Origin of the sequence: Leptospira dzoumogneensis (assembly GCF_004770895.1) — a bacterium.
In the GTDB taxonomy this organism is placed as follows: domain Bacteria; phylum Spirochaetota; class Leptospiria; order Leptospirales; family Leptospiraceae; genus Leptospira_B; species Leptospira_B dzoumogneensis.
In genome coordinates, this window is sequence record NZ_RQHS01000019.1 from 650,981 (window position 1) to 671,565 (window position 20,585).

Here is a 20,585-nt window from a genome sequence, read left to right on the forward strand (position 1 = left end):
ATTTGATGAATACCGGTATTGGAAAAGTATATTTGGTCGGAGCAGGTCCCGGAAATCCGGAACTAATGACCTTAAAAGCCCTAAGAATATTAGAAAAAGCGGAAGTAATTCTTTACGATGCTTTATTAGATTCTTCCTTTTTGGAATATTTTCCTTCTTCTTCTATCGTTCATTATGTGGGTAAAAGGGCAGGGCAGCATTCAGCAACCCAAGAGGAGATCCAGGAACTGATCGTTCGGTATTCTCTCCAAGGTAAAACGGTTGTACGTTTAAAAGGAGGAGATCCTTTCGTATTCGGCCGCGGCGGAGAAGAATTACTCACATTAAGAAAACATAAAATTCCTTACGAGATCGTTCCGGGTGTAAGCGCATTAAGCGCAGGATCTTCCGGAGCTGGTTTCCCTCTTACACATAGAGGATTGTCCAGACAGGTACTGATCATGGATGGTCATACCGTTTTGCAGGAAGATACCGATTGGAAATGGTTTGCGGAGTTTAAGGGAACGATCGCTCTATTTATGGGAACTTCTTCCATTGTACAGATCTCTAAAAATTTGATCGATAACGGAGCTTCTCCTCTTGTTCCCGTAGCTTTGGTAGAGAACGCGAGTTTAAAAAACCAGAAGACAACCGTCACTAGTTTGGGTAGAATTATAGAAGAAGGTCTATCCAAACAAAGTTCGGGGCCTGGAATTATTTATATAGGGCCTGTTGTACATCTTATCGGAGAAAATCCAGAGCTGGACTTTCAAGGATATGCTTCTCAAGGAGAAGAAGTATGAACCAACTTCTTCCTGTTTTTATAAAATTAGAAAATAAAAAGGTGTTAGTAGTAGGAGGGGGAAATGTCGCCCTCGAAAAATTACAACATCTGAAAGATACAGGCTGTGCTCTAACGGTTATCTCTAAAGAATTCAAATCGGAAACCGTTCGTATGCTTTCTTCCGTGAAAGATGCAAAGATAGAAACAAGAGAAGTCCGGATTTCCGATCTGGACGGTTTCGATCTGGTATATTCCGCTACGAACGATAGACAGACCAATCGTGACTTGGTTGAATACGCCAAACTAAAAAAGATCTGGATCAATTGTGCGGACGATCCTTCACTTTGTGATTTTTATTCTTCCGCATATTTTGACAGGGGGCCGATCCGTGTAGCGGTTTCCACTCAAGGAGGGTTCGCTGGACTTGCAGGGACCATCCGCACCATTCTAGAGGAGATCCTGCCCGAGGATCATGACCCGGAATTGGAAAATTTATTAGAAATCCGTAATTTAAGTAAGAGTAAACTGGGAGATCCCGAAAAAAGAAAAGCGGCTCTCAAATTCCTGCTTGGAGAGTTCAAAGAGAAATATCTCTCCGCGGATAAGAAATCATAGAAAGCTATTCCAAAAGGACGAATACGATCGATGTCAGAACAAAAAGAACTTAGCGAAGTCGAGCATATTAAAACCGCCTCTAGGGGACTAAGAGGAAAGATCGGTACTGCTATCGAAACAGGTGCAGATGGATTCGAGGAAGATGACAAACAATTGATCAAATTCCACGGAATGTACCAGCAAAAGGACAGGGACCGTAGAAAAGACGATGCCGGAGAATTCATAGAGAACCCAACCTCCTTTATGATCCGAGGCAGGATCCCTGGAGGTAGACTTACTTCTGACCAATACATGGTATGGGACGATCTAGCGGATAAATTCGGCGGTGGGGCTTTACGTTTAACTACTAGACAGTCCATCCAAATGCACACGATCCTTTTAAAAGATCTGAAACCGATCATGCAGGCGGTCCATAAGGTGAATCTTTCCACTATGGGAGCATGCGGTGACGTTGTGCGTAACGTGACTCAAGCTTTGAACCCTTGGGGAAACAAAGAACTTACCCAATTAGATCCGATCGCTCAATTATTATCCGATCATTTTAAATATAAGAGTAATGCATACGCTGAACTTTGGTTAGGTGAAAGCCAGCTTAATAAAGAAGATGAACCTGATCCGATTTACGGAACCACTTATCTTCCTAGAAAGTTCAAAATAGCGGTTACACTCGCAGGAAATAACTCAGTCGATATTTATACGAATGATATGGGATTTGCAGCTACATTGGATGCGAATGGTAAGATAGACGGTTATTTCGCTTTCGCAGGCGGCGGACTAGGAATGACCCATAATAAGGCTGAGACTTATCCTAGAGCTGCGGACTTACTCGGTTGGATCCCTGAAAACGATCTGATCTCCGTTGCGGAAGGTATAGTAACTTCACATAGGGATTTCGGAGATCGTACGAATCGTAAACATGCTCGTTTGAAATATGTTTTAGCGGAGAAGGGTGTGGAATGGTTCCGCTCCGAAGTAGAACGTAGATCCGGTGCAAAATTCGATATAGATCGTAAACTTCCTAAATGGGAAACTCCAAACTATCTAGGTTGGACAGAAAGAGCGGACGGAACTCTTGCATTAGGATTCCATACTCTTTCCGGAAGGATCAAAGACTTCCCTGAAAAACCTTTAAAGACCGCTTTAAAAGATATTATTTCCACTTTCAAACTGAATGTGCAGGTAACTGCGGATCAGGACTTAGTTCTGATGGGGATCAAAAAAGAAGATAAAGAGAAATTAGAAGCTAAATTAAAAGAATATAATATTAATCCGGCTTCTCCAAAACCTTTATATGATCGTGCACTTGCTTGTCCTGCACTTCCTACCTGCGGATTAGCATTGACCGAATCCGAGAGAACTTTCCCTCAGCTATTGGAATCCATCCAAAAAGTGATCGATAAACTGGATCTGAACGACAGAGCTCCTATCGTGAGAATGACAGGATGTCCTAACGGTTGTGCAAGACCTTATTCCGCAGAAGTTGGTATCGTCGGCCAGCAAGCAGGTGGAAAATATTCCTTATTCTTTGGAGGAAATCCGGAAGGAACCAAAGTGGGCGACTATGTTGCTAAGAAGGTTCCATTCGCGGATATTCCCGTCCAACTAGAGAAAGCATTCGAGGTTTGGAAAAAAGAAGGAAACCCGAACGAAAGATTCGGGGACTTTGCTGCTCGATATTCCTTAGATAAGTTCAGGGAATTGTTAGGGGCGATGTAAACCGACTCTTGTTAAAAGCGCTCCGATCGGGGCGCTTTTTTGTTTAAAAAAACATCTCCAGAGTTTCAAACTTCCACTTCCAAATTTTTTGAGAAGAAAATCCTGCAAGTAAAACCCCGGATCCGTACTGCAAAGCAGAAGTAATCGATCCCAATTTATCCGAAGTGTTATCCATCAAAGAAAGGCTAATATCTCCTTCTTCATTTATGGAAAGGATATAAGCTAATTCTCCTTCTAAGGGTTTAAAGAAGAACGGAAGTGCGGCAATTGCCTTTTTTAAAAGTGGAAAGTTTTGTATCTTATCGATTGCGATATGTCTGGGAGAAGATAAAGCGATCCAGAAATTTTTCTGAGAGTCGGAACTGATCAGTGCAGGGCTTCCGGGAAGATGTGTGATAAGGAACTGATCTTTGCCTGCCTTCTTCCCTTTTAACCAAAAACGAGAAACACGATGCCTGTACTTTTCTCCAAAGACCAAAAAGTCTTCGGAAGAAGATAAACTGATGCCGGTCGGATGATATAGATCCTCTAAAACCGTTTTTACTTCTTGGGTTCTCGGATCATAAGAAAGAATTCTACCGTTTGGTTTGGATTCTAATTCTTCCAAATAAGAATCGTCGTAAGAAAACTTTCGACTTACTTCCGTAAAATAAACGGTTCCATCGGATCCAATATCTAAACCATATAGATTTGTTAACGGATTTCCTTCCGAATCTTCTCTAAGAAGGACGTTCTCATTTCCTTTAGAGTCATAAAATGCAAGTCCTAGTCCGGAGACGCAGGCGACTAAATTTTCTTTTCCATCGAATACGATCCCCAATACTCTTCCGGAAGTTTTAGCGAATAATTCGGTTTGTCCGTCGGTTTTGATCTTATAAATATTTCCGTCGTAGGAGCCTGTATAAATAGATCCTCTAGAATCAATTGCAAGACCGAACGGTTTTTCTATAGGGGATTTTTCGTTTACTACATTAGAAATAAATAATATATCTCTTTCTTCTTGGCGGATAATATCGTCGGGATCGTAATCTGTCGGATCGGTTTTGCTCCAACCGAATAGAATAAAGGTCCCGAAAATTAGGAATAGAAAAGTAGAAGGAATAAGTATCCTGACAGTTGTATTGGAAAGGGATCTACGGAACATCAGACATGACCCTTAAATATGGGCCTCTGTCTCAAACTATTTCTCAACACCTCAAAATGTAAATGAAATCCGGTGGCTCTTCCGCTCATTCCGACTTCTCCGATCAATTGTCCTTTTTTGACCCTTGCGCCCGGAGAAACCAACAGCTTGCTTAAATGTCCGTACTTGGTTTCGTAACCCAATCCATGTTTTAAAACGATCAGACTTCCGTAACCGCCTCTTGTTCCGGAAAAGGAAACTTCTCCATCTGCTGATGCATATACCGGAGTTCCTTCCTCCGCCGCTAGATCAATGCCGCCGTGAAAGGTATCCTTTTTAGTGAAAGGATCCTTTCTTCTTCCGAACTTTGAACTGACTCTTCCTTCTTCCGCTAACGGATCCGAGAATACTAATCCGTAAAAAAAGTTTTTCTCTTCTTTAGGTAATCCTCTTCCTGGAACGAACCAGGATTTTCTGAGGTCATCATAGTATAAGAATTTGGGAGAGATCCGAAAACGGGCCGCGACTTTTTTGCGTCCGGATTCGTCGGGAGAATGTTCTTCCGAGTCGTAAACTCCTCTCATATTCGGGATCAAAAGTTCCATCCCGGAATAGATGTCTTGGGGAGAGGCTAATTCGTTTACGGAGGAAAGAGTGTCCAAGTCCATTCCGGTCCTGGCCATGATCTTAAAAAAAGTATCCTTGGGTCCTACTTTGTAGACTAGGAATCTAAGATGGACCAGATCTTTTTGGGCTAAGTTGGAAACCGAAATTTGAAGGTTATATTTTATCTCTTCTCTGACTCGGATGATCTTAGTATCCGAATATTCTAAACTTTTTAAGGGAAGGCGATCGTAAACCGCGTGGACCTCGTTTAGAGAGATTAGTATGAGTGCGGATAATAAAATGAGATGTCTTTTGAAGGAAGGCATATCTTTTCTCTAGTCGGCAGATTATAAAAAAACAATGACGCAAAAAATCCCCCATAAATGATTGGAAGGGCCCTTTGGAATGGATTTAGAAAAGGAAGATCAAAAACTCGCTCCCGGCAGAGACGTTCTGCTCATGGGTCTGATCCAGGTTTTCATACTGTTCATCGGTATGTATTCCTATATGAGGGTCACCAGATTCCAAGTGGAGAGCACCTTATCTCTCAAGGCTCCTAAACAAAACTTCGTTAAAACAAAAGAAGTAGTAAACACGGTATCTTCGGAAGTGGCTTGGAATGAACCTGCCTCCGCCGAAAAAGCAGTTAGAGAATATACCGAATTCGTAGTCACTAAACGTCCTTGGCTATTGTCTTTGGACAGGATTATTTGGGGATTATGCTTTCTGGTCCCTTCCTACTTTTTTATCCGAAAGATCGCTAGAATAGAAACTGCGGAATTCACGGATTCTGCAAACGGCAGAGATATTTTAGCAGGAGTTGCAACCGGCTTTGCTACATTCTGTTTTGTGAATGTAGCTAGCAGTCTGATCTTTTTTATCATAGGCAAACCCCAATCCAATTATTTGGAGATCATCCTTACTAAAAATCTTTTCTTAAATTGGAAATTATTAGGATGGACCTTACTTGCTATCGCATTTGGAGCGGGGATCTTTGAGGAATTTTTCTTTAGAGGATTTTTACTAAAATACTTCGAGGAAAAGAACCTAGGTTCCATAGGACTCATTATAACTTCGGTAATTTTCGGAGTGGTCCATTTTAACGGGGGATCTTATGTGGCTCCGATCCTTCTTATATTCGTGGGACTTTCATTCGGAATTTCTTATTTAAAAACCGGTAATATATGGGTGCCTGTGACTGCACATATCACTTATAATGCATCCATGCTTTTGGCCGGATTTCTGCTTGGGGATCGGATCTCTTAATGAACATGCAAAAAAGATTTAAACATAAAATCCTAAAGACATTATTCGTATTTTTCTTTCTATCTTCCTTCTCCCATGTTTATGCGGGTGAAGTTTTCGAACTAGAAGGCGAGCCCGGTGAGAACGATACCAGACTTCTTTCCGCATTGAATCGATTGACTTATGATAGAGTATTATCCAACCAAAACACGAAAGGTTTTGCGTTTAGATATACTTCTAAATGGTATTCTCCCCTACAGTTGGATGTATTCGTTTTGGGATTGGCAAAAAGAGAGAAGATGAGTTTGATCCGAATTGAATCTTCTAAAAAGGGAGCCGAAAGGGTTTTTAGGAATTTTCTACAGGAAGAACTTACTAAAAAAGAATTAACCGGAGGGCTTACGAATTATACCGATGTTTCGGAAGACGCAAAGTTCGAACCTTATCGTAAAAGTTATTTTTGGAGTGAGTCTTTGGCATTGGTCCAACCTGCTGCTTCCGTTTTTTATAACTCTTACAAATCTCCGGTATATGGGGGTTCGGATAGGCTCAAAAGTATGTTCGGTTATATCGGTCTAGATCTTTTACTCGCAGGGATAGGATATTATTACGCTACCACTACGATGGAAAAAAACAGCGCTCTTGAATCTTATTTCTTAAAGCCTACTGCTTCCGGAAACGTTTTGGATTCTCCCGGTGCTCCCGTGTTTATCGGTTTACTAGTACTTCCTAGATTGTATAGAATGATCGGCGGTTGGCAGGATACGTATACCCATAATCGGATCATGGAGATTTCGGTTTCCAAATCATTTTAAGGATCCTTTATGTTCGGAAATATCTACGCGGAATTCCGACAAAGACCGATCTCTTCTTATTTTACGATTAAGGGCAGAAGGTCTTTATACCTATATTGTGTTCTGACAGGGATTGTTTCCGGTTTGGGTGCTCTTCTTTTTTCCAGAGCGCTCGCCTGGGCGGAATATATTTCCTTAGAATCTATATCAGGTTTACATAATACACATTCAGGCGGAGAATATTTCGTTTCTCTGGGACCTATCGCTTCCATTTATTTAGGAAGATGGGCTCTTTTATTTATTCCCATATTAGGGGGGGTGATTGCAGGTTTGGTTATCTGGAAATTTTCCCCTGATTCCGCAGGTACCGGAACAGATTCCTTAATAGATTCTTTTCATAATAAAGAAGGTAAGGTAGATCCGAAAGTTCCTCTGATCAAATCGATCGCAACAGTATTTACTTTATCCTCAGGAGGAAGTGGAGGTAAAGAAGGTCCTATCTCTCTAATTGGTGCAGGATTCGGCTCCTTAGTCGCAAACTTAACCAAGGCAGGTGCAAGAGCAAGACGTACATTATTACTCGCGGGGACCGCAGGCGGACTCGGTGCGATCTTTCATGCTCCTTTAGGCGGTGCATTGACCTCGGTTGAGATGGTGTACAGAGAAGATATAGAAAGTGATACATTGGTTCCTTGTATCATTTCTTCCGTGACTGCATTCTTAACTTACTCTTCCTTTAACGGATTCGGTTCCGTGTATAAGGTTCCTGAGATAGGATTTATAGAGTATAAGGAACTTATCTTTTATTTATTTTTAGGGATAGTTTGTTATTTGAACGGAGCCTTTTTGATCAAGGTATTTCAATTCATACAAGGATGGTCCAAGGGCTGGAAATTTCCTATGTGGATCAAACCTGCGTTAGGCGGAATTCCTGTAGGGATCATCGGTTATTTTTTACCGGAAGTTATAGGAACAGGCTCCGGTGTCTTACAAGATGTATTAGAAGGCAGCTTTCAATTTCCTAATTACACTCCTTATCTGACTCAAGATCTGCAGATCATACTCTTCTTCTTACTTCTCGCGTTCTTAAAAATTATCACTACTTCGTTTACGATCGGAAGCGGCGGATCCGCAGGAATGTTCGGGCCCTCTTTATTCATAGGTGGAATGTTAGGAGGAGCTCTTGGGACATTTGCAAAATTAGTTTTAGGTTACCAAGTGTCCGTAGCTTCTTTCGTACTTGTTGGGATGGGAGCTTTTTACGCAGGCATCGCGAGTGCTCCCATTGCAGGAATGGTGATGATCTGCGAGATCATAGGAAGTTATTCTCTTCTTCCCCCTTTGATGATCGTTTCTATTATCACTTTTGTTCTTTCTCATAAATTGAATTTGTATAAGAGCCAGAAGAACACCCGCTTCCAATCTCCCGCTCATGATTGGGACATGAATCGAGACTTGCTGGAAGGAATTCGGATCGAAGACATCAAAGATAGGCTTAGAAATATTGCAGAGGTTAAAACTTCCGTCCTTCTTTCTCAGTTGGAAGAAGAAGCACTAAAAATTAATGCAAGCGACTATATCGTCTTGGAAGAGAACGGAAACTATTTCGGTATGATCTCTCTACGTACAAGCCGCTTATTTTTAGAAGGAAGAGATCTCACTCAGAACCTGATCCTCGTGAAAGATGTGACTGACACATCAATTTTGCCGATTTCCGTCCAAACAAACCTGGCGACTGCATTTAAAACTCTCTTGGATATGGGGATGGATAAGATTCCAGTGGGAGAGAATGGAAAATATTTGGGATATTTACGTTATGCTGACATTATTTCGATATATTTTGAGAAGACCCGATCTTCGAAGCCAATTTCAGGCGCTTAAATTGAATTTTTAGTCCTTCTTTAAAACCTAAAAATATATGTAGCGTTCATTCTTTTACAATAATAGGTATTTATCTCTTATTTTTAGGTATTTTTATTGTTTTATGGATAAAAATGACCAAGGGCTCATTTTCTGATTTTGGTGGACAATTTTGACCTTTCCGCTAAGATACGGAAAATTTTTAAAAAATAACTGATGTGTAATAAAGAGATCAGCCAATTCTAGATGGGTTAGGGTAAGTTATGGAATTGGTTCAAAGCAGGAAGGAAAATGCGAAACAGAGTTTCTAGTCAAAAAATTATCTCCGGGTCGAGGATTATCCTCGCAGTTTTGGGGATATTGGGAGTCGGCACATCCGAGCTGACTGCCGGTAGTTACGGGGATATCTACGGTGCCCATGCGGGTGCAGCCGGTATGGCGGGTGCAGTTACCGCTACGGTGAACAACTCATCTGCGGTTTTCTATAATGTTGCCGGTTTGGGAAGATTGAACGAAGCGGATTTGTTCATCTCTCAATGGGAACAGAAAGAAAAAGAGAAAGAAGCAGCAGCGAATGGAGAAGTTCCTAAGGATGCGAATGGGAATCCAATTCCTCAAGAAGGTCCTTTACTAAACACCGAGCCTCAAACCGAAGCCGGTGCACCTCCGGACAAATGGTATAAAAAAGCTTGGTTTAATTTTAGAGACGGCTTTGCGAATATGGGAAAGGGGATGTTCACTTATCAGCCTCTTCTCCGCCCGAACCGTCCTTATCATGAAGTGTCTTTCTTAGGAACTTATGCGAATCCTACATTAAAGAACAACGCACCTAAGAACGAGAACACTAAGAACCCTGACGACAGCTATGTCGGTTTGGGTTTTACAATGAACCTAAACGAAATTTTCGATATAGGTAGAACCATTCGTTTCGGATTGAACGCTATCGTTCCTGCTTCCGGAAACTTGATGGTGGTGAACGATCAAAACCCTACTGTTCCTAGATACCTTCAATCAGGAAAAAGTAATGAACGTCCTACCATTATGGCCGGGGTAGGTGTGGAACTTTGGAAAGACCGTCTTTTTGCAGGGGTTGGTATCACTGCACTTGCAGGCGGTTCCGGTGCGATCTTATTAAAAGACGTTCCGATCTCTCCGGATCCTGTACAAGCAAACTCACAAGTAGTTCTTACTTTAAAACCGATCATCAACCCGACTTATGGACTCCAATTCACTTACGGTAAATGGAGTGCGGGGGTTTCGTATAAAAGAGAAACTTATCTGTCTGCGGATCCGATTCCTGCTCGTGCCCAGACTACTCTTTTAGGGATCCAATTGGATTTCGACCTGGCTTTATTGGATCAGTATAACCCGAGAGTTTGGTCTTACGGTATAGGATTCAGACCTACGGAAAAACTTTTATTAAACGTAGATGTGAACAGAGAGATCTGGAGTTTATATAAACTTTCTAGAATTAAAGAAAAATATTCGGAACCTCTTGATTTCCATGATACTACAAACGTTCGTATGGGAGCAGAGTATGCTTTCCGTCCTTTCTTGAAGTTCAGAGGTGGTATCGGAAAAAGACCTAGTCCGGTTCCTCATTATGCGGGCGCAAACAACTGGATGGATAATGATCGTATGATCTACTCCATTGGTGTTTCCTATATATTCAACGGAAGGAACTTTGCGTTCTTGAAAGATAGATTGAAAAACCCGGTGATTTTCGATTTAGCGATCACGAACCAACAGTTGAAAAATGTGGAGATCAATAAAACTCTCCCTTCCGAAAGGAATCCTAGCTATAATTACGGCGGATATATCTGGTCCGTAAACTTCTCCGTAAGCTTATTCTTCTAACCTTTTTCCCCTTTCTGGGGAAATGAAATAACATCTGTTATCTAATAGCTCCATCTGAGGCGGAATTCGAAAACCGCCTCGGTTCTTTTTCTTGACCGAATGATCGCTACAGAGATAGTCGAAACTCGGTAATAGAGATGGAAAAGAATATAATTGAACTGATCACTCCCGTATTTTTCGTTTTGATCGTTGTAGAGCTGCTTTACTCCTTGTTTGGAGACAAACCCTTCTATCGTTTTAAGGACTCCATCAATAATCTTTCCGCCGGGATCTTCATGCAGATCTTTACGGTGTTTATCACTCTGGCATTGATGGCAGTGTATTCCTGGGTATATGCAAAATTTGGAATATTGAATATTTCAAACGATTCTTGGATAGGCTGGGTGTTCTGTTTCGTTCTAGCCGATTTCTTTTATTATTGGTACCATAGATTCGGGCATGAGATCAATATTTTCTGGGCTTCTCACGTGGCTCATCATCAAAGTGAAGATTATAACTTTACGGTGGCCTTAAGACAAGGGGTCACTCAGAATACATTCTCTCTTCCTTTTTATCTTCCGTTGGCCCTGATGGGGTTTCCGCCTATCATGTTCCTTCTTTGTATCCAGATCAATTTTGCTTATCAATTTTGGCTGCATACTAGAGCAATTCCTAAGTTAGGGATTTTTGAGTGGGTGTTCAACACTCCTTCTCAACATAGAGTGCACCACGGAAGAGATCCTAAATATATAGATAAAAATTACGCGGGAACGCTTGCGATCTGGGACAGAATGTTCGGATCTTATAAAGAGGAAGAAGAAGAGCCTATTTTTGGGATCGTAAAACCTATGCAAACCTGGAGTCCTATTTGGACACAGTTCCATTATTTCGAGGAGTTATTCCTTCTTTCTTGGAAAACCAAATCTTGGAAGGATAAATTTTTAGTTTGGATCAAACCTCCGGGTTGGAAGCCGAAAGACTTGGGAGAATCGGTGGTTCCTCCGGAGATCGATCGTTCTACTTATCAAAAATTTAATACATCTATTCCTTATACATTATTAGCGTATTCTATCACTCAGTTCTTCTTCGGGCTGGGCGCTTCTATGGTCTATCTAGAGTTCAAAAAAGAATTACCTTTGTTTGAAATGTGCGTCTTAGGTTTTTATGTGCTTTGGACTCTTTGGAATATAGGAGCGATCTTCGAACTAAAAACTTCGGGTATCGTTTCCGAGCTGATCCGTCTGGCATCTATTGCCGCACTAACCTATGTATATCCGTTTGATTTCACTCATGTGGAAAAATTAACTGCAGTTCTTCCGATAGAAACTTTGCAATATCTTCCTGAACTTATGAAGCAGGTCGCATTGATCTCATTCTTTGTGCTGGGGGGCTTTTTGGTTTCTCAAAAAAGGTTTTTCAGCATCAAAGGATACACGCCTAAAACAGTTTAGTTCGGTATTTTTGAGCTAGTTTTTAGAGTTAAAGGCGCCTTTTCAACGAAGGCGCTTTTTTTATCACTCTGAAAATAAATTGACGAACAATGTTTCGGCAAGTATCCACATAGAACCTATGATTTCTCGTTTTTCTTCCTCGGTTCTTGCGGCATCTTTTCTGATTTTGCTAGGGACTAATTTTTACGCCCAAGAATCGGTCCCTTCTACAAGCGATACTCCTACTGCCATTACGGAAGAGGAGAAGGCTTCCAAGTCCCCAGTCTCCGTTTCTTACGCAAGAATTGATTCTGTTCTATTGTATTCCGATTTAGTCTACGTCACAAGACAATCCGAGGTAAAACTTCCTGCGGGAGTTTCGGAAGTACTATTGGGAGAAGTTCCAATCGCTTCTCTGGATAAGAGTGTGATCATTACATTTACAGATCCGAATAAAAAATTTAAGATCAAAGGGATACGAGTTTCGGAAAAAGCTTCTAGAAGAAAAAAATCCCAAGAAGCGGAAGAGTTAGAAAAAAGGAAAGAAGGTCTACTCTTGGCTTTAAGTACAAAGTCCAGAGAGGTACAAGACCTTTTGGATTGGGAAACTTCTATCAAATCGATTAAACCTGCGATCCGAGAACAAGACGGAGTAGTGGAGAAGATCGACTCGGAAAATTTTTCTTCCTTCCGAAAAACATACGCTGAACTAGCGGAAGATAATACAAAACTTAGATTAGCAAAACTAGAAGAACTAGATCGTATCCGAGAAGAATTTTATATAGTGAGTACTAAGATCTCTCATCTTGCGGAAGGAGATACTCTTCGCAGAAAAGAGATCCGATTGGATGTGGAATCCGACTCGGCAAATGTATTTCCGTTTGAATATAAATATCTGATCCGCGGAGCAAACTGGTTCCCTCGTTACACTTTGGAATTAAATTCAAACGGACAAGAAGCAGAGTTAGGTTGGCATGCATTAGTTCGCAACGAAACCGGAGAAGATTGGAAAAACGTTCGATTGGAATTTTCTACTGCAAATCCGAACCAAGATATAGACTTACCTGAATATAGAGAATATAGGATCGCTTCTAAAGAAGTAGCCGTGTATTCAGGTGACGAAGATTATTCTCCGGCTGATAAGGAGTATGACGCTCCTTCTAAACCTTCTGCAAATGCAGGAAGTATGATCCAGACCAAAAAGGAATCCAAGAAAAAAGCACCGGCTCCTAAAGTCTCTCAAAGAAGTAAGGCAGAAGAGAGGATCGACGATGCCTATTACCAGGAAAAGAACGACAGTCCTTTGATGCAATCCCGTGCATTAATAGAAGGAAATTATAAAGATAGATCCAATTCACTTCGTGTAGAAGAGAATATGAATAGGCTGCAAGGAGAACTTGCGAACCAAAAATATTCTTTCGACCAAGGATCTTATGAAGAATCCATTCGATATGGAAAAGAAGCTCTCCGCAGATTTTCAGGTTTAAGAGAAAGTTCCAGAAAGGAACTGAAAGATCTGGAGAATGAAGTACAAAATCTTTTAAATAGATCTTCTCAATTGAGTTCGGATAAAAAATATTCTAACCAATTGATCGCTCCAGGAATTTCTTCCGAAGGATTTGATTTCAGATATATTGCTCAGTCTAGAGAAAAAATTCCTTCCGATCGCACATTGAATCGGGTCTTTCTTCGTAAAAGAAATATCACTGTTCGTCCCGGTTATGAAACTTCTCCACTTACGAATGATGGAGTCTTTTTAAACGTGGTCTCTTCGAATACGGAAAGAGAACCTTTGCTTGCGGGTCCCTTGGAAATTTATTCGGGCGAAAATCTACTCGGAACGACTACTGTATCCACATTAAAGCCCGGCCAAGAGATCAAAATGGAACTCGGGCCTGATAGGGATATCAAGGTGGAAAGAAAGCAGGAAAAACTGGATGATAAGTCCGGGATCATCTCTCGTAAAAAGAATATCCGTTATAGAGTTACTATCTCCATCAAAAATAACAAACGTAGAGCTGTTCCGGTGCGATTGATCGATCGTATTCCTTATACGAATGATGATAGTGTAAAAGTGGAATGGTCCGCAGGCACGGATACCCCTAAGTCCAAAACGGAAGACGGAATTTTGACTTACGAATTTGAGATCGGTGCAAACTCACGTAAAACAGTTCAGTTCGAATATACGGTCTCTTATCCTGCGGATAATATTCTAAGAGAAACTCCCGGTTCGGATTCTTATTGAGGCTTATCATGAAAAATTATAAAAATTTAATGTATTCATCAATCACGAAATTCACATTCATCTTCGCCTTGGTTTCTTTTCCTATATTTGGAAAGGAATTCAGTCTTCCTATCAAAGAGGTGACTGTTCATCAGGGAACAGCCCAGATCTTAAGATCCGGGAGAGTACAATTGGAACCGGGAACCAATAAGATAGAAATTTCTTATCTCCCGGTCTCCCTTTTAGAAGAAACCTTAACGGCTGCCATAACTTCTCCTCAAGTGGAGGTCACAGGTTCCAGGACTTGGAAAGAAGAAGGTACTGCAGCTTCAAATCCGGAAGTTGCCCTTCTTCAGAAAAAAGTGCAACAACTGGAGAAGGATCAAGAAAGTATATTAGCAAAAGAGAATGATCTGAAAGCCGAAAAGGACCTATTATCCGAGATGCGCAAAAAAGTTTCGGATGTTGTGGGCCGTAATCTTTTGTATGGTAGGGTGGAAGGAGATGGAAAAAACTGGGGAACTTACCTTAAAAAAACCAGGGATGAGGCTGTTTCCATTTTTGCTTCTTGGGAGAAGTTAGAAAAGTCCAAACGTAAGGTCCAAACCGAGCTGGAAGAAGCTCGAGCACAACTTTCCCTTTTATTATCCCAGGCGGAAAAAAGTACACGCACCACTTGGGTCCAGATCGTAAACACAAGTTCCGAGGCAAAAAGTGTGGAGCTTCGTTTGAGTTATTTGGTTCCAAGTGCAGATTGGAAACCTACTTATATTCTAACTGCGGATGATTCTTTGAGTAAAGCAAAGTTGGAATATATAGTGGAGATCCGACAAGAATCCGGAGAAGATTGGAAAGGAGTGCAACTTTTGCTTTCTACCACCAGACCGGATCTATCTCTCAGAAGGGACAGACTTCGTCCATTAAGATTATTTGATGTAGAAGTGGATTCCAAGCAGGAAATCCTTACGAATCAAACTCAGGCGGTCGGTGCTGCTCAAATGCCGAATGAAGAATCTAATATTCCTTCTACGGAAGAGCCCTCTCCTTCCAGCGAAAGAGGAAGCGGATTTTTGTTCAGGCTTCCTAAAACGATCACTTTAGCTTCTCAAAAAGAATCCAGAAAATTCGAAATGTTATCCTTTAGTGCGCCTATCCAAGTAAAAACCGTGGCTTCTCCCAGGTATAAACCGTTTCCTTTATTGGAAGCTGAATTTCAAAACATGGGGGAATTTTCGATCCTTCCTGGAGAAGTTTCTTTATTCAGAAGTTCAGGACTTGTAGGAAGAACAAAAGTTTCCTATGTTTCTCCTAAAGAAAATCTTTCCGTATCTTTGGGCACGGAAGGTAGTTTAAGACTTTCTTATAGAAAGGATTGGAACCAAACAAAAGAAGGACTTATCTCCACTCAAAAGGTAATGGAAAAAAAGGTTTATCTGAGCCTGGAAAATTTCGGCAAAGAAAGTAAAACTGTGATCGTAAGAGAACAGATCCCTATTTCCGAATCTGCAAGTGTTAAGGTAGAAGTAAATCAAGAGACAAGCACTCCGGGTTCCAAGGAATATCGGGCTAACTCAGGAATTATAGAATGGAGTTTGGTGATCCCTCCTTCCGGAAAAAAAGAGATCAAGTTGGAGTATAAGGTAACTTATCCGAATCACCAAAACTTGGATTTTTTAAGATCCTTCTAAGATCTTACTCAGTCAGATTTTTTTCTCCACTTTTGTCCACGGAACTTGGGATACCTTTCGTGTCCCAAAGTTCCAATTCCAAATTTAAAGGAAGATGTGCCGGAGCGGAGACTTGAAATTCTCCTTCTCCTTTTCTAGTTTGGAAACAGATCTGTTCCGTTCTCAAAACTCTTTCAGGTTCAGAAGTTCTTTGTGGATTCCAGTTTTGTATTTTGGAAGAAGTGGAACTTCTTCTTTTCAAATTTAAAAGTACACATTGACTATCAGAATCGGAATTCTCAAAATTGAATTTCACTCTATAAAAATTCTCTTCCGAATCGGTTTGAGTTTTTTCAATACCCGCAATTCTGATCTTAGGTTTGCGCTTTTCAGTTTCTAATTCCGTTCTTTTAGGTAGAGATTCTTGTTTTAAAAGATCTTCCATTGCGAGAAAGAAATCGCTGTCTTCTCCCACATTATAATACTTTCCGTTTCCTGTTTTTGCCAGAGATTGCATGACTCTTTTTTCTTCAGGTTTCAATCCTAGACCGAAGATATGCATTTTGAAATTTATACCTTTTTGTTGCAGGACCTGCAGTTCTTTTTCCGGATTTCCATAGCAGCTTTCAATTCCGTCGGTTACTAAGATCAAATCAGTCGGAGATTTTCTGCGGACGATATAATCTCCTGCGATCCGAATGGACTCTGCGAGTGGAGTGGCTCCGGAAGGAGTGAGGCCAAAAAGTTTATTTTGAAAACCGGGACGATTTCCTTTTTCTAATGGCTGATAAAGTCTGGAAGATTGACAACCGGGCAGACGATTTCCGTAAGCGATAAAACCTACTTCGGTTTCTTCCGGAAGTTTATCCACATAATGACGAACATATTTTTTTGCGAGATGTACCTTTTGGTAGATCCCAAGATATTCATTCATGGAACCGCTTGCATCTAAGATGAATAATTTTGCAGTTTCAGGTTGTCCCGGTACTGCGAGTTCAGGAGATGTATCCGAAATGATAAAAGAAGGACCAAGAAATAATATTATAAAAAGAAGATATTTTAAATTTTTATAATGAATAAAGGATCTGGATCTGAACATTCGGAAAGAAAACATGGGAGATTCGAATACTATATTCCTTATCGGATAAAAATAAAAACACCTTAGAGATCCGGTTTTCTATTTATGTCTTATTGATCCTGAGCAGGTTATTTCTTATTCCAATAAACGAACTGTGGATAAGATCCCATTTCTCCGAATCGGATCTTAAAACAAGAAACGGACCCGTATTCTAAAACCAATCTAAACGAATTCTCCAAAGGAAAACCTAATACGATAGAAGACAAACATCGGATTGGTCCTCCGTGGCTGACCCAGATTGTTCTGTATTCGGATGTCTCCTCTTCTTCTTTTTTAAGGTTTTCCCAAGTTCTTGCTTCTTGTAGACCTTCTTCCCATGACCTTAAGATCCTGGTTTTTAATTCGGAATAAGTTTCTCCGCCTGGTGGCCTTCTGTTTACATAATCTTCCATCCAAGGATCCGTTTCCGATCTAGGCAGGTCTTCCCATAAACGTCCTTCCCAATCGCCGAAATCCAGTTCTTGGATATTCGGATCCACTTTCCAAGTGGGAGTGATCGATTTTGATTCTAAATGTTTGCTGATATACTCCGCTAAACTATAACATCTGAATAAAGGACTGGTGCGGATAGAATGTACTTTTTCGGGAAGAAGTTTCAAAATATTCTCCGCTTCTTTTTCAAAACTGGCAGGAAGTCCTAGATCCGATTTACCGTAACAGGTTCCCGGTTCTACTTCAGGAGTAGTATGTCTGACTAAAAAGATTTCCATGCGGCAATAATCCCGATCAGGTATAATAGTTCAGTGACTTGTTGGACTGCGCCTAAACAATCTCCAGTATACCCACCCAGCCATTTTTTATAAAAACTTCTGAGATACAAATATCCGAATGTTTGTAAAAGGAACGGATATAATAAGAATCCGAAAACTCTATCCGAAGGCAGATATTCATTATGTAAGAATGCAAACCAAGGAGCTAATCCCCAGATCCCCGCAATAAATACATTAGAATTTCTTAAAGTTTGGATGATCGGTTTCGCTTTGGATAATTGATCTTCTCTCACATAAGGAAGTGTTTTTGCAGTGAATAATGCCCAAAACCTACTGGAAGAATGGGAGGAAACTATGGTGATAAATAATACTTCGATGGAAAATTCTTCCAAAGATTTATAACATACAAATTTAAGAAGAAGAACAAGTATGATCCCGATCGTTCCGAAGGCACCGATCCTACTGTCCTTCATGATCTCTAGGATCTTCTCCTTAGTCCATCCTCCGCCGAATCCGTCGCATACATCGGTAAATCCGTCCTCGTGAAAAGCACCTGTAACCAAAACGGAAACCGACATCGCTAAAACGATACTGATCTCCCAGGTTAAGGAAAGATCCGCAACCCATAGAACGAACCATGTTGCAGTTCCAACAATCCATCCTACTAAGGGAAAATATCTGGAAGATGAGTTTAGATATTCGTCGGAATGTTCCACCCAAGAAGGAACAATGATACGAGTATTATAACGAACGGAGGAAAGAAAAATGATCAGCTCTTTGCGGATAAATCCAAACATGCAAAGACGAACTTATTCATTCCTCCGATTCGGGCAGCGAGAATTTGATCCTCGATCAGTCTTTTTTTTCGGAAACACCGGCGGATTCGAAGCTTGCCATTTCTCTTAAGAATGCCAATGAGGATTCTAAGATAGGATAGGCGAGTGCACATCCTGTTCCTTCTCCCAAGCGAAGCCCAAGATCCAAGACAGGATCAGCGTCAAAAAATTCTAAGATCAGTCTATGGCCTTGTTCGGAAGACTTATGAGCAAATACTGCGTTACGAACGATCTTAGGTTCGATTCTGGAAGCGGTTAAGAATGCGGAACTTGCAATAAAACCGTCCACTAAGATCAAACGATTTTCTTTATAGGAAGAAAGCATTGCTCCACAGATCATTGCGATCTCGAAACCGCCGAACTTGGAGAGAACTTCAATCGGATCTTTTGGATTTACTTGGTGTTTTGCCCTGCATTCGGATAGGATCTTTTTTTTACGTTCTAAGGACAGATCGTCCAGGCCTGTTCCTCTTCCAGTAAGATCCTCTGCTGAACGATCTAAAAATACGGAAGCGAGTAAAGAAGCGCTGGAAGTATTTCCGATCCCCATCTCTCCAAAGCCGATCACATTACAATCTTTTGGTACTTTGGTGGTTGCGATCTCTTCACCGATACGGATTGCCTCTTCACATTCTTCCCTTGTCATTGCTGGTTCGTTCAGAATGTTTCTGGTCCCGGCTGCTATCTTTGCAGATATAAAATCTGGATGAGATTGTTCGAAGTCGCCGGAAACTCCTGAATCCACAACCAACAGTTTGATCCCATGTTGTTTGCAGAATACATTGATCGCCGCTCCTCCATTCAAAAAGTTGAATACCATTTGGTAAGTAACTTCTTTCGGAAAGGCGGAAACTCCCGAGTCTGCGAGTCCATGGTCTCCTGCGAATACTAATAAATGGGGATTCGATAATACAGGATCTACCGTATTTTGGATAGTGCCGATACGGTAGGCAAGATCTTCTAATTTTCCCAAAGCTCCTAATGGTTTGGTCTTGGTATCGATTTTATTGCGTAAATGTTTATCTAAGTCCAATTGGTACACGTCTTTAGGGCGGATCATATGTTTTCACTTGTTAAAATTTTAATATGAAACTGGAAAAGGTCAGAAGATCTTTTTCAGTTTTAGGTTAAGGAGTTACGGATTTTGCAATAACTCCGTCTATATCAGGATTTGCGTGAGCTGCATCTATAGGTAGTGAGGTCAAAATCGTTTTAGCTGCGGATATTTTGATATAAGTGAATCCATTCGTTTGGATTTCGCTTTTTAAGGTACTATTACAACCGGAACCGGAGTTTCCAAAATTAGGATCAGCTAGATCGAAACCGTCTCCACCCCCGCCTCCGTTTATAATATCCGTATCGAAAACTTCGGACACGGTCATTGGATTCGAGTCTTGGTTATATATGAAAGGTGTGATCCCTGCGAATTTATTCCAGTATATAGGATTTCCTACAAAAGTATTCGGATCCGAGTTCGTATAGGTTGGATTCCATCCACACCAATTCGTTAGATCGTTGCCTACTTCTACTATTAGAGGCTCCATAAAAACGTTGTCGAAGGAGTTTGAGTTATTTTGAACTCCTACAAAGAAAGGGTTTTCATAAACTATAAAGTCGATACCGCTAGCAGGGAGCACTTTTACTCCTGACCATCGTAGTATAATAGAAGATCCGACTCCGGAAGCATCTAAAGTATACACGTCGAGAGAACCGTTAAACTTTCCTGCACCACGAATTCCGTCGATAGAACAATCTGAATCTTTGAATCCAATACCGGTACTCGTAGGAGCCGAAACGATCTCATCAGCCACAAAAATTCCCCTGCCTGATTCCGGTGTTCTTTGATCGCAGGAACTTAAGTATCCGGACCCTCCCAACCCAAGGGCAAGAAGGGCCTCAGCACCTGAAGAACTTTTGGGATCTTCGCAGCCGATGAAACTTGAAGAAAAACAAGTAAATATTACGTAAATTTGAATAACTTTTTTAAACTTGAACATTTACATTTTCCTTCCGTTATCCGAT

Annotated in this window: 17 protein-coding genes; 10 read left to right on the forward strand and 7 right to left on the reverse strand. The window is 40.9% G+C overall.

What is annotated here, in order from left to right:
• Positions 1-5 precede the first annotated feature (5 nt).
• Genes cobA through EHR06_RS16635 form a run of 3 tightly spaced genes read left to right on the forward strand, consistent with a single transcriptional unit; the run spans position 6 to position 3,094 of the window.
• A complete protein-coding gene (cobA, locus tag EHR06_RS16625; protein WP_135758080.1) occupies positions 6-782 on the forward strand; it encodes a uroporphyrinogen-III C-methyltransferase in 777 nt (258 codons plus the stop codon).
• Complete coding sequence (locus tag EHR06_RS16630) at positions 779-1,378, forward strand: precorrin-2 dehydrogenase/sirohydrochlorin ferrochelatase family protein (RefSeq protein WP_135758010.1); 600 nt, start codon at positions 779-781, stop codon at positions 1,376-1,378. The genes cobA and EHR06_RS16630 overlap by 4 nt, the downstream gene beginning before the upstream one ends.
• A 30-nt stretch (positions 1,379-1,408) precedes the next feature.
• Positions 1,409-3,094, forward strand: a complete 1,686-nt coding sequence (locus EHR06_RS16635; protein WP_135758011.1) for an NADPH-dependent assimilatory sulfite reductase hemoprotein subunit — start codon at positions 1,409-1,411, stop codon at positions 3,092-3,094.
• A gap of 43 nt (positions 3,095-3,137) precedes the next feature.
• Here the strand turns inward: EHR06_RS16635 and EHR06_RS16640 are convergent, their stop codons facing one another.
• Both EHR06_RS16640 and EHR06_RS16645 read right to left on the reverse strand, forming a co-directional pair.
• Positions 3,138-4,238, reverse strand: a complete 1,101-nt coding sequence (locus EHR06_RS16640) for an SMP-30/gluconolactonase/LRE family protein (protein WP_135758012.1) — start codon at positions 4,236-4,238, stop codon at positions 3,138-3,140.
• The gene (locus EHR06_RS16645) at positions 4,238-5,149 is read right to left on the reverse strand and encodes a LysM peptidoglycan-binding domain-containing M23 family metallopeptidase (RefSeq protein ID WP_135758013.1); all 912 of its coding nucleotides are present in this window, start codon (positions 5,147-5,149) and stop codon (positions 4,238-4,240) included. Before EHR06_RS16645 ends, EHR06_RS16640 begins: the two co-directional genes overlap by 1 nt.
• 79 nt (positions 5,150-5,228) lie before the next feature.
• Here EHR06_RS16645 and EHR06_RS16650 point away from each other — a divergent pair, with 79 nt between their 5' ends.
• From EHR06_RS16650 to EHR06_RS16680, 7 genes are all read left to right on the forward strand, one after another.
• Complete coding sequence (locus EHR06_RS16650; RefSeq protein ID WP_135758014.1) at positions 5,229-6,089, forward strand: CPBP family intramembrane glutamic endopeptidase; 861 nt, start codon at positions 5,229-5,231, stop codon at positions 6,087-6,089.
• A complete protein-coding gene (locus tag EHR06_RS16655) occupies positions 6,089-6,883 on the forward strand; it encodes a hypothetical protein (RefSeq protein WP_135758015.1) in 795 nt (264 codons plus the stop codon). The genes EHR06_RS16650 and EHR06_RS16655 overlap by 1 nt, the downstream gene beginning before the upstream one ends.
• 9 nt (positions 6,884-6,892) lie before the next feature.
• Positions 6,893-8,743, forward strand: coding sequence for a chloride channel protein (locus EHR06_RS16660; RefSeq protein ID WP_135758016.1), 1,851 nt, complete (start codon positions 6,893-6,895; stop codon positions 8,741-8,743).
• 270 nt (positions 8,744-9,013) lie between these two features.
• Complete coding sequence (locus EHR06_RS16665; protein WP_135758017.1) at positions 9,014-10,579, forward strand: OmpP1/FadL family transporter; 1,566 nt, start codon at positions 9,014-9,016, stop codon at positions 10,577-10,579.
• Positions 10,580-10,716: 137 nt separating this feature from the next.
• Positions 10,717-12,009, forward strand: coding sequence for a sterol desaturase family protein (locus EHR06_RS16670; protein WP_135758018.1), 1,293 nt, complete (start codon positions 10,717-10,719; stop codon positions 12,007-12,009).
• Positions 12,010-12,175: 166 nt separating this feature from the next.
• Positions 12,176-14,233, forward strand: a complete 2,058-nt coding sequence (locus EHR06_RS16675; RefSeq protein WP_244288633.1) for a mucoidy inhibitor MuiA family protein — start codon at positions 12,176-12,178, stop codon at positions 14,231-14,233.
• A gap of 8 nt (positions 14,234-14,241) precedes the next feature.
• Entirely contained in the window at positions 14,242-15,900 is a 1,659-nt protein-coding gene (locus EHR06_RS16680) for a mucoidy inhibitor MuiA family protein (protein ID WP_135758020.1), read from the forward strand.
• Between the two features lie 4 nt (positions 15,901-15,904).
• Here the strand turns inward: EHR06_RS16680 and EHR06_RS16685 are convergent, their stop codons facing one another.
• From EHR06_RS16685 to EHR06_RS16705, 5 genes are all read right to left on the reverse strand, one after another.
• On the reverse strand, positions 15,905-16,993 hold the full coding sequence (locus EHR06_RS16685) for a vWA domain-containing protein (RefSeq protein WP_135758021.1): 1,089 nt from the start codon (positions 16,991-16,993) through the stop codon (positions 15,905-15,907).
• Positions 16,994-17,085: 92 nt separating this feature from the next.
• Entirely contained in the window at positions 17,086-17,727 is a 642-nt protein-coding gene (cobC, locus tag EHR06_RS16690) for an alpha-ribazole phosphatase family protein (RefSeq protein WP_135758022.1), read from the reverse strand.
• Positions 17,712-18,524, reverse strand: a complete 813-nt coding sequence (locus EHR06_RS16695) for an adenosylcobinamide-GDP ribazoletransferase (RefSeq protein ID WP_135758023.1) — start codon at positions 18,522-18,524, stop codon at positions 17,712-17,714. The genes cobC and EHR06_RS16695 overlap by 16 nt, the downstream gene beginning before the upstream one ends.
• Before the next feature lie 55 nt (positions 18,525-18,579).
• Positions 18,580-19,623 (reverse strand): nicotinate-nucleotide--dimethylbenzimidazole phosphoribosyltransferase, encoded by a 1,044-nt coding sequence (gene cobT, locus EHR06_RS16700; RefSeq protein WP_135758024.1) that lies wholly within the window; start codon positions 19,621-19,623, stop codon positions 18,580-18,582.
• Between the two features lie 67 nt (positions 19,624-19,690).
• Positions 19,691-20,560 carry an LIC_13355 family lipoprotein gene (locus EHR06_RS16705; RefSeq protein ID WP_135758025.1) on the reverse strand — a complete coding sequence of 290 codons (870 nt, stop codon included), beginning with the start codon at positions 20,558-20,560 and terminating at the stop codon, positions 19,691-19,693.
• Between the last annotated feature and the right edge of the window lie 25 nt (positions 20,561-20,585).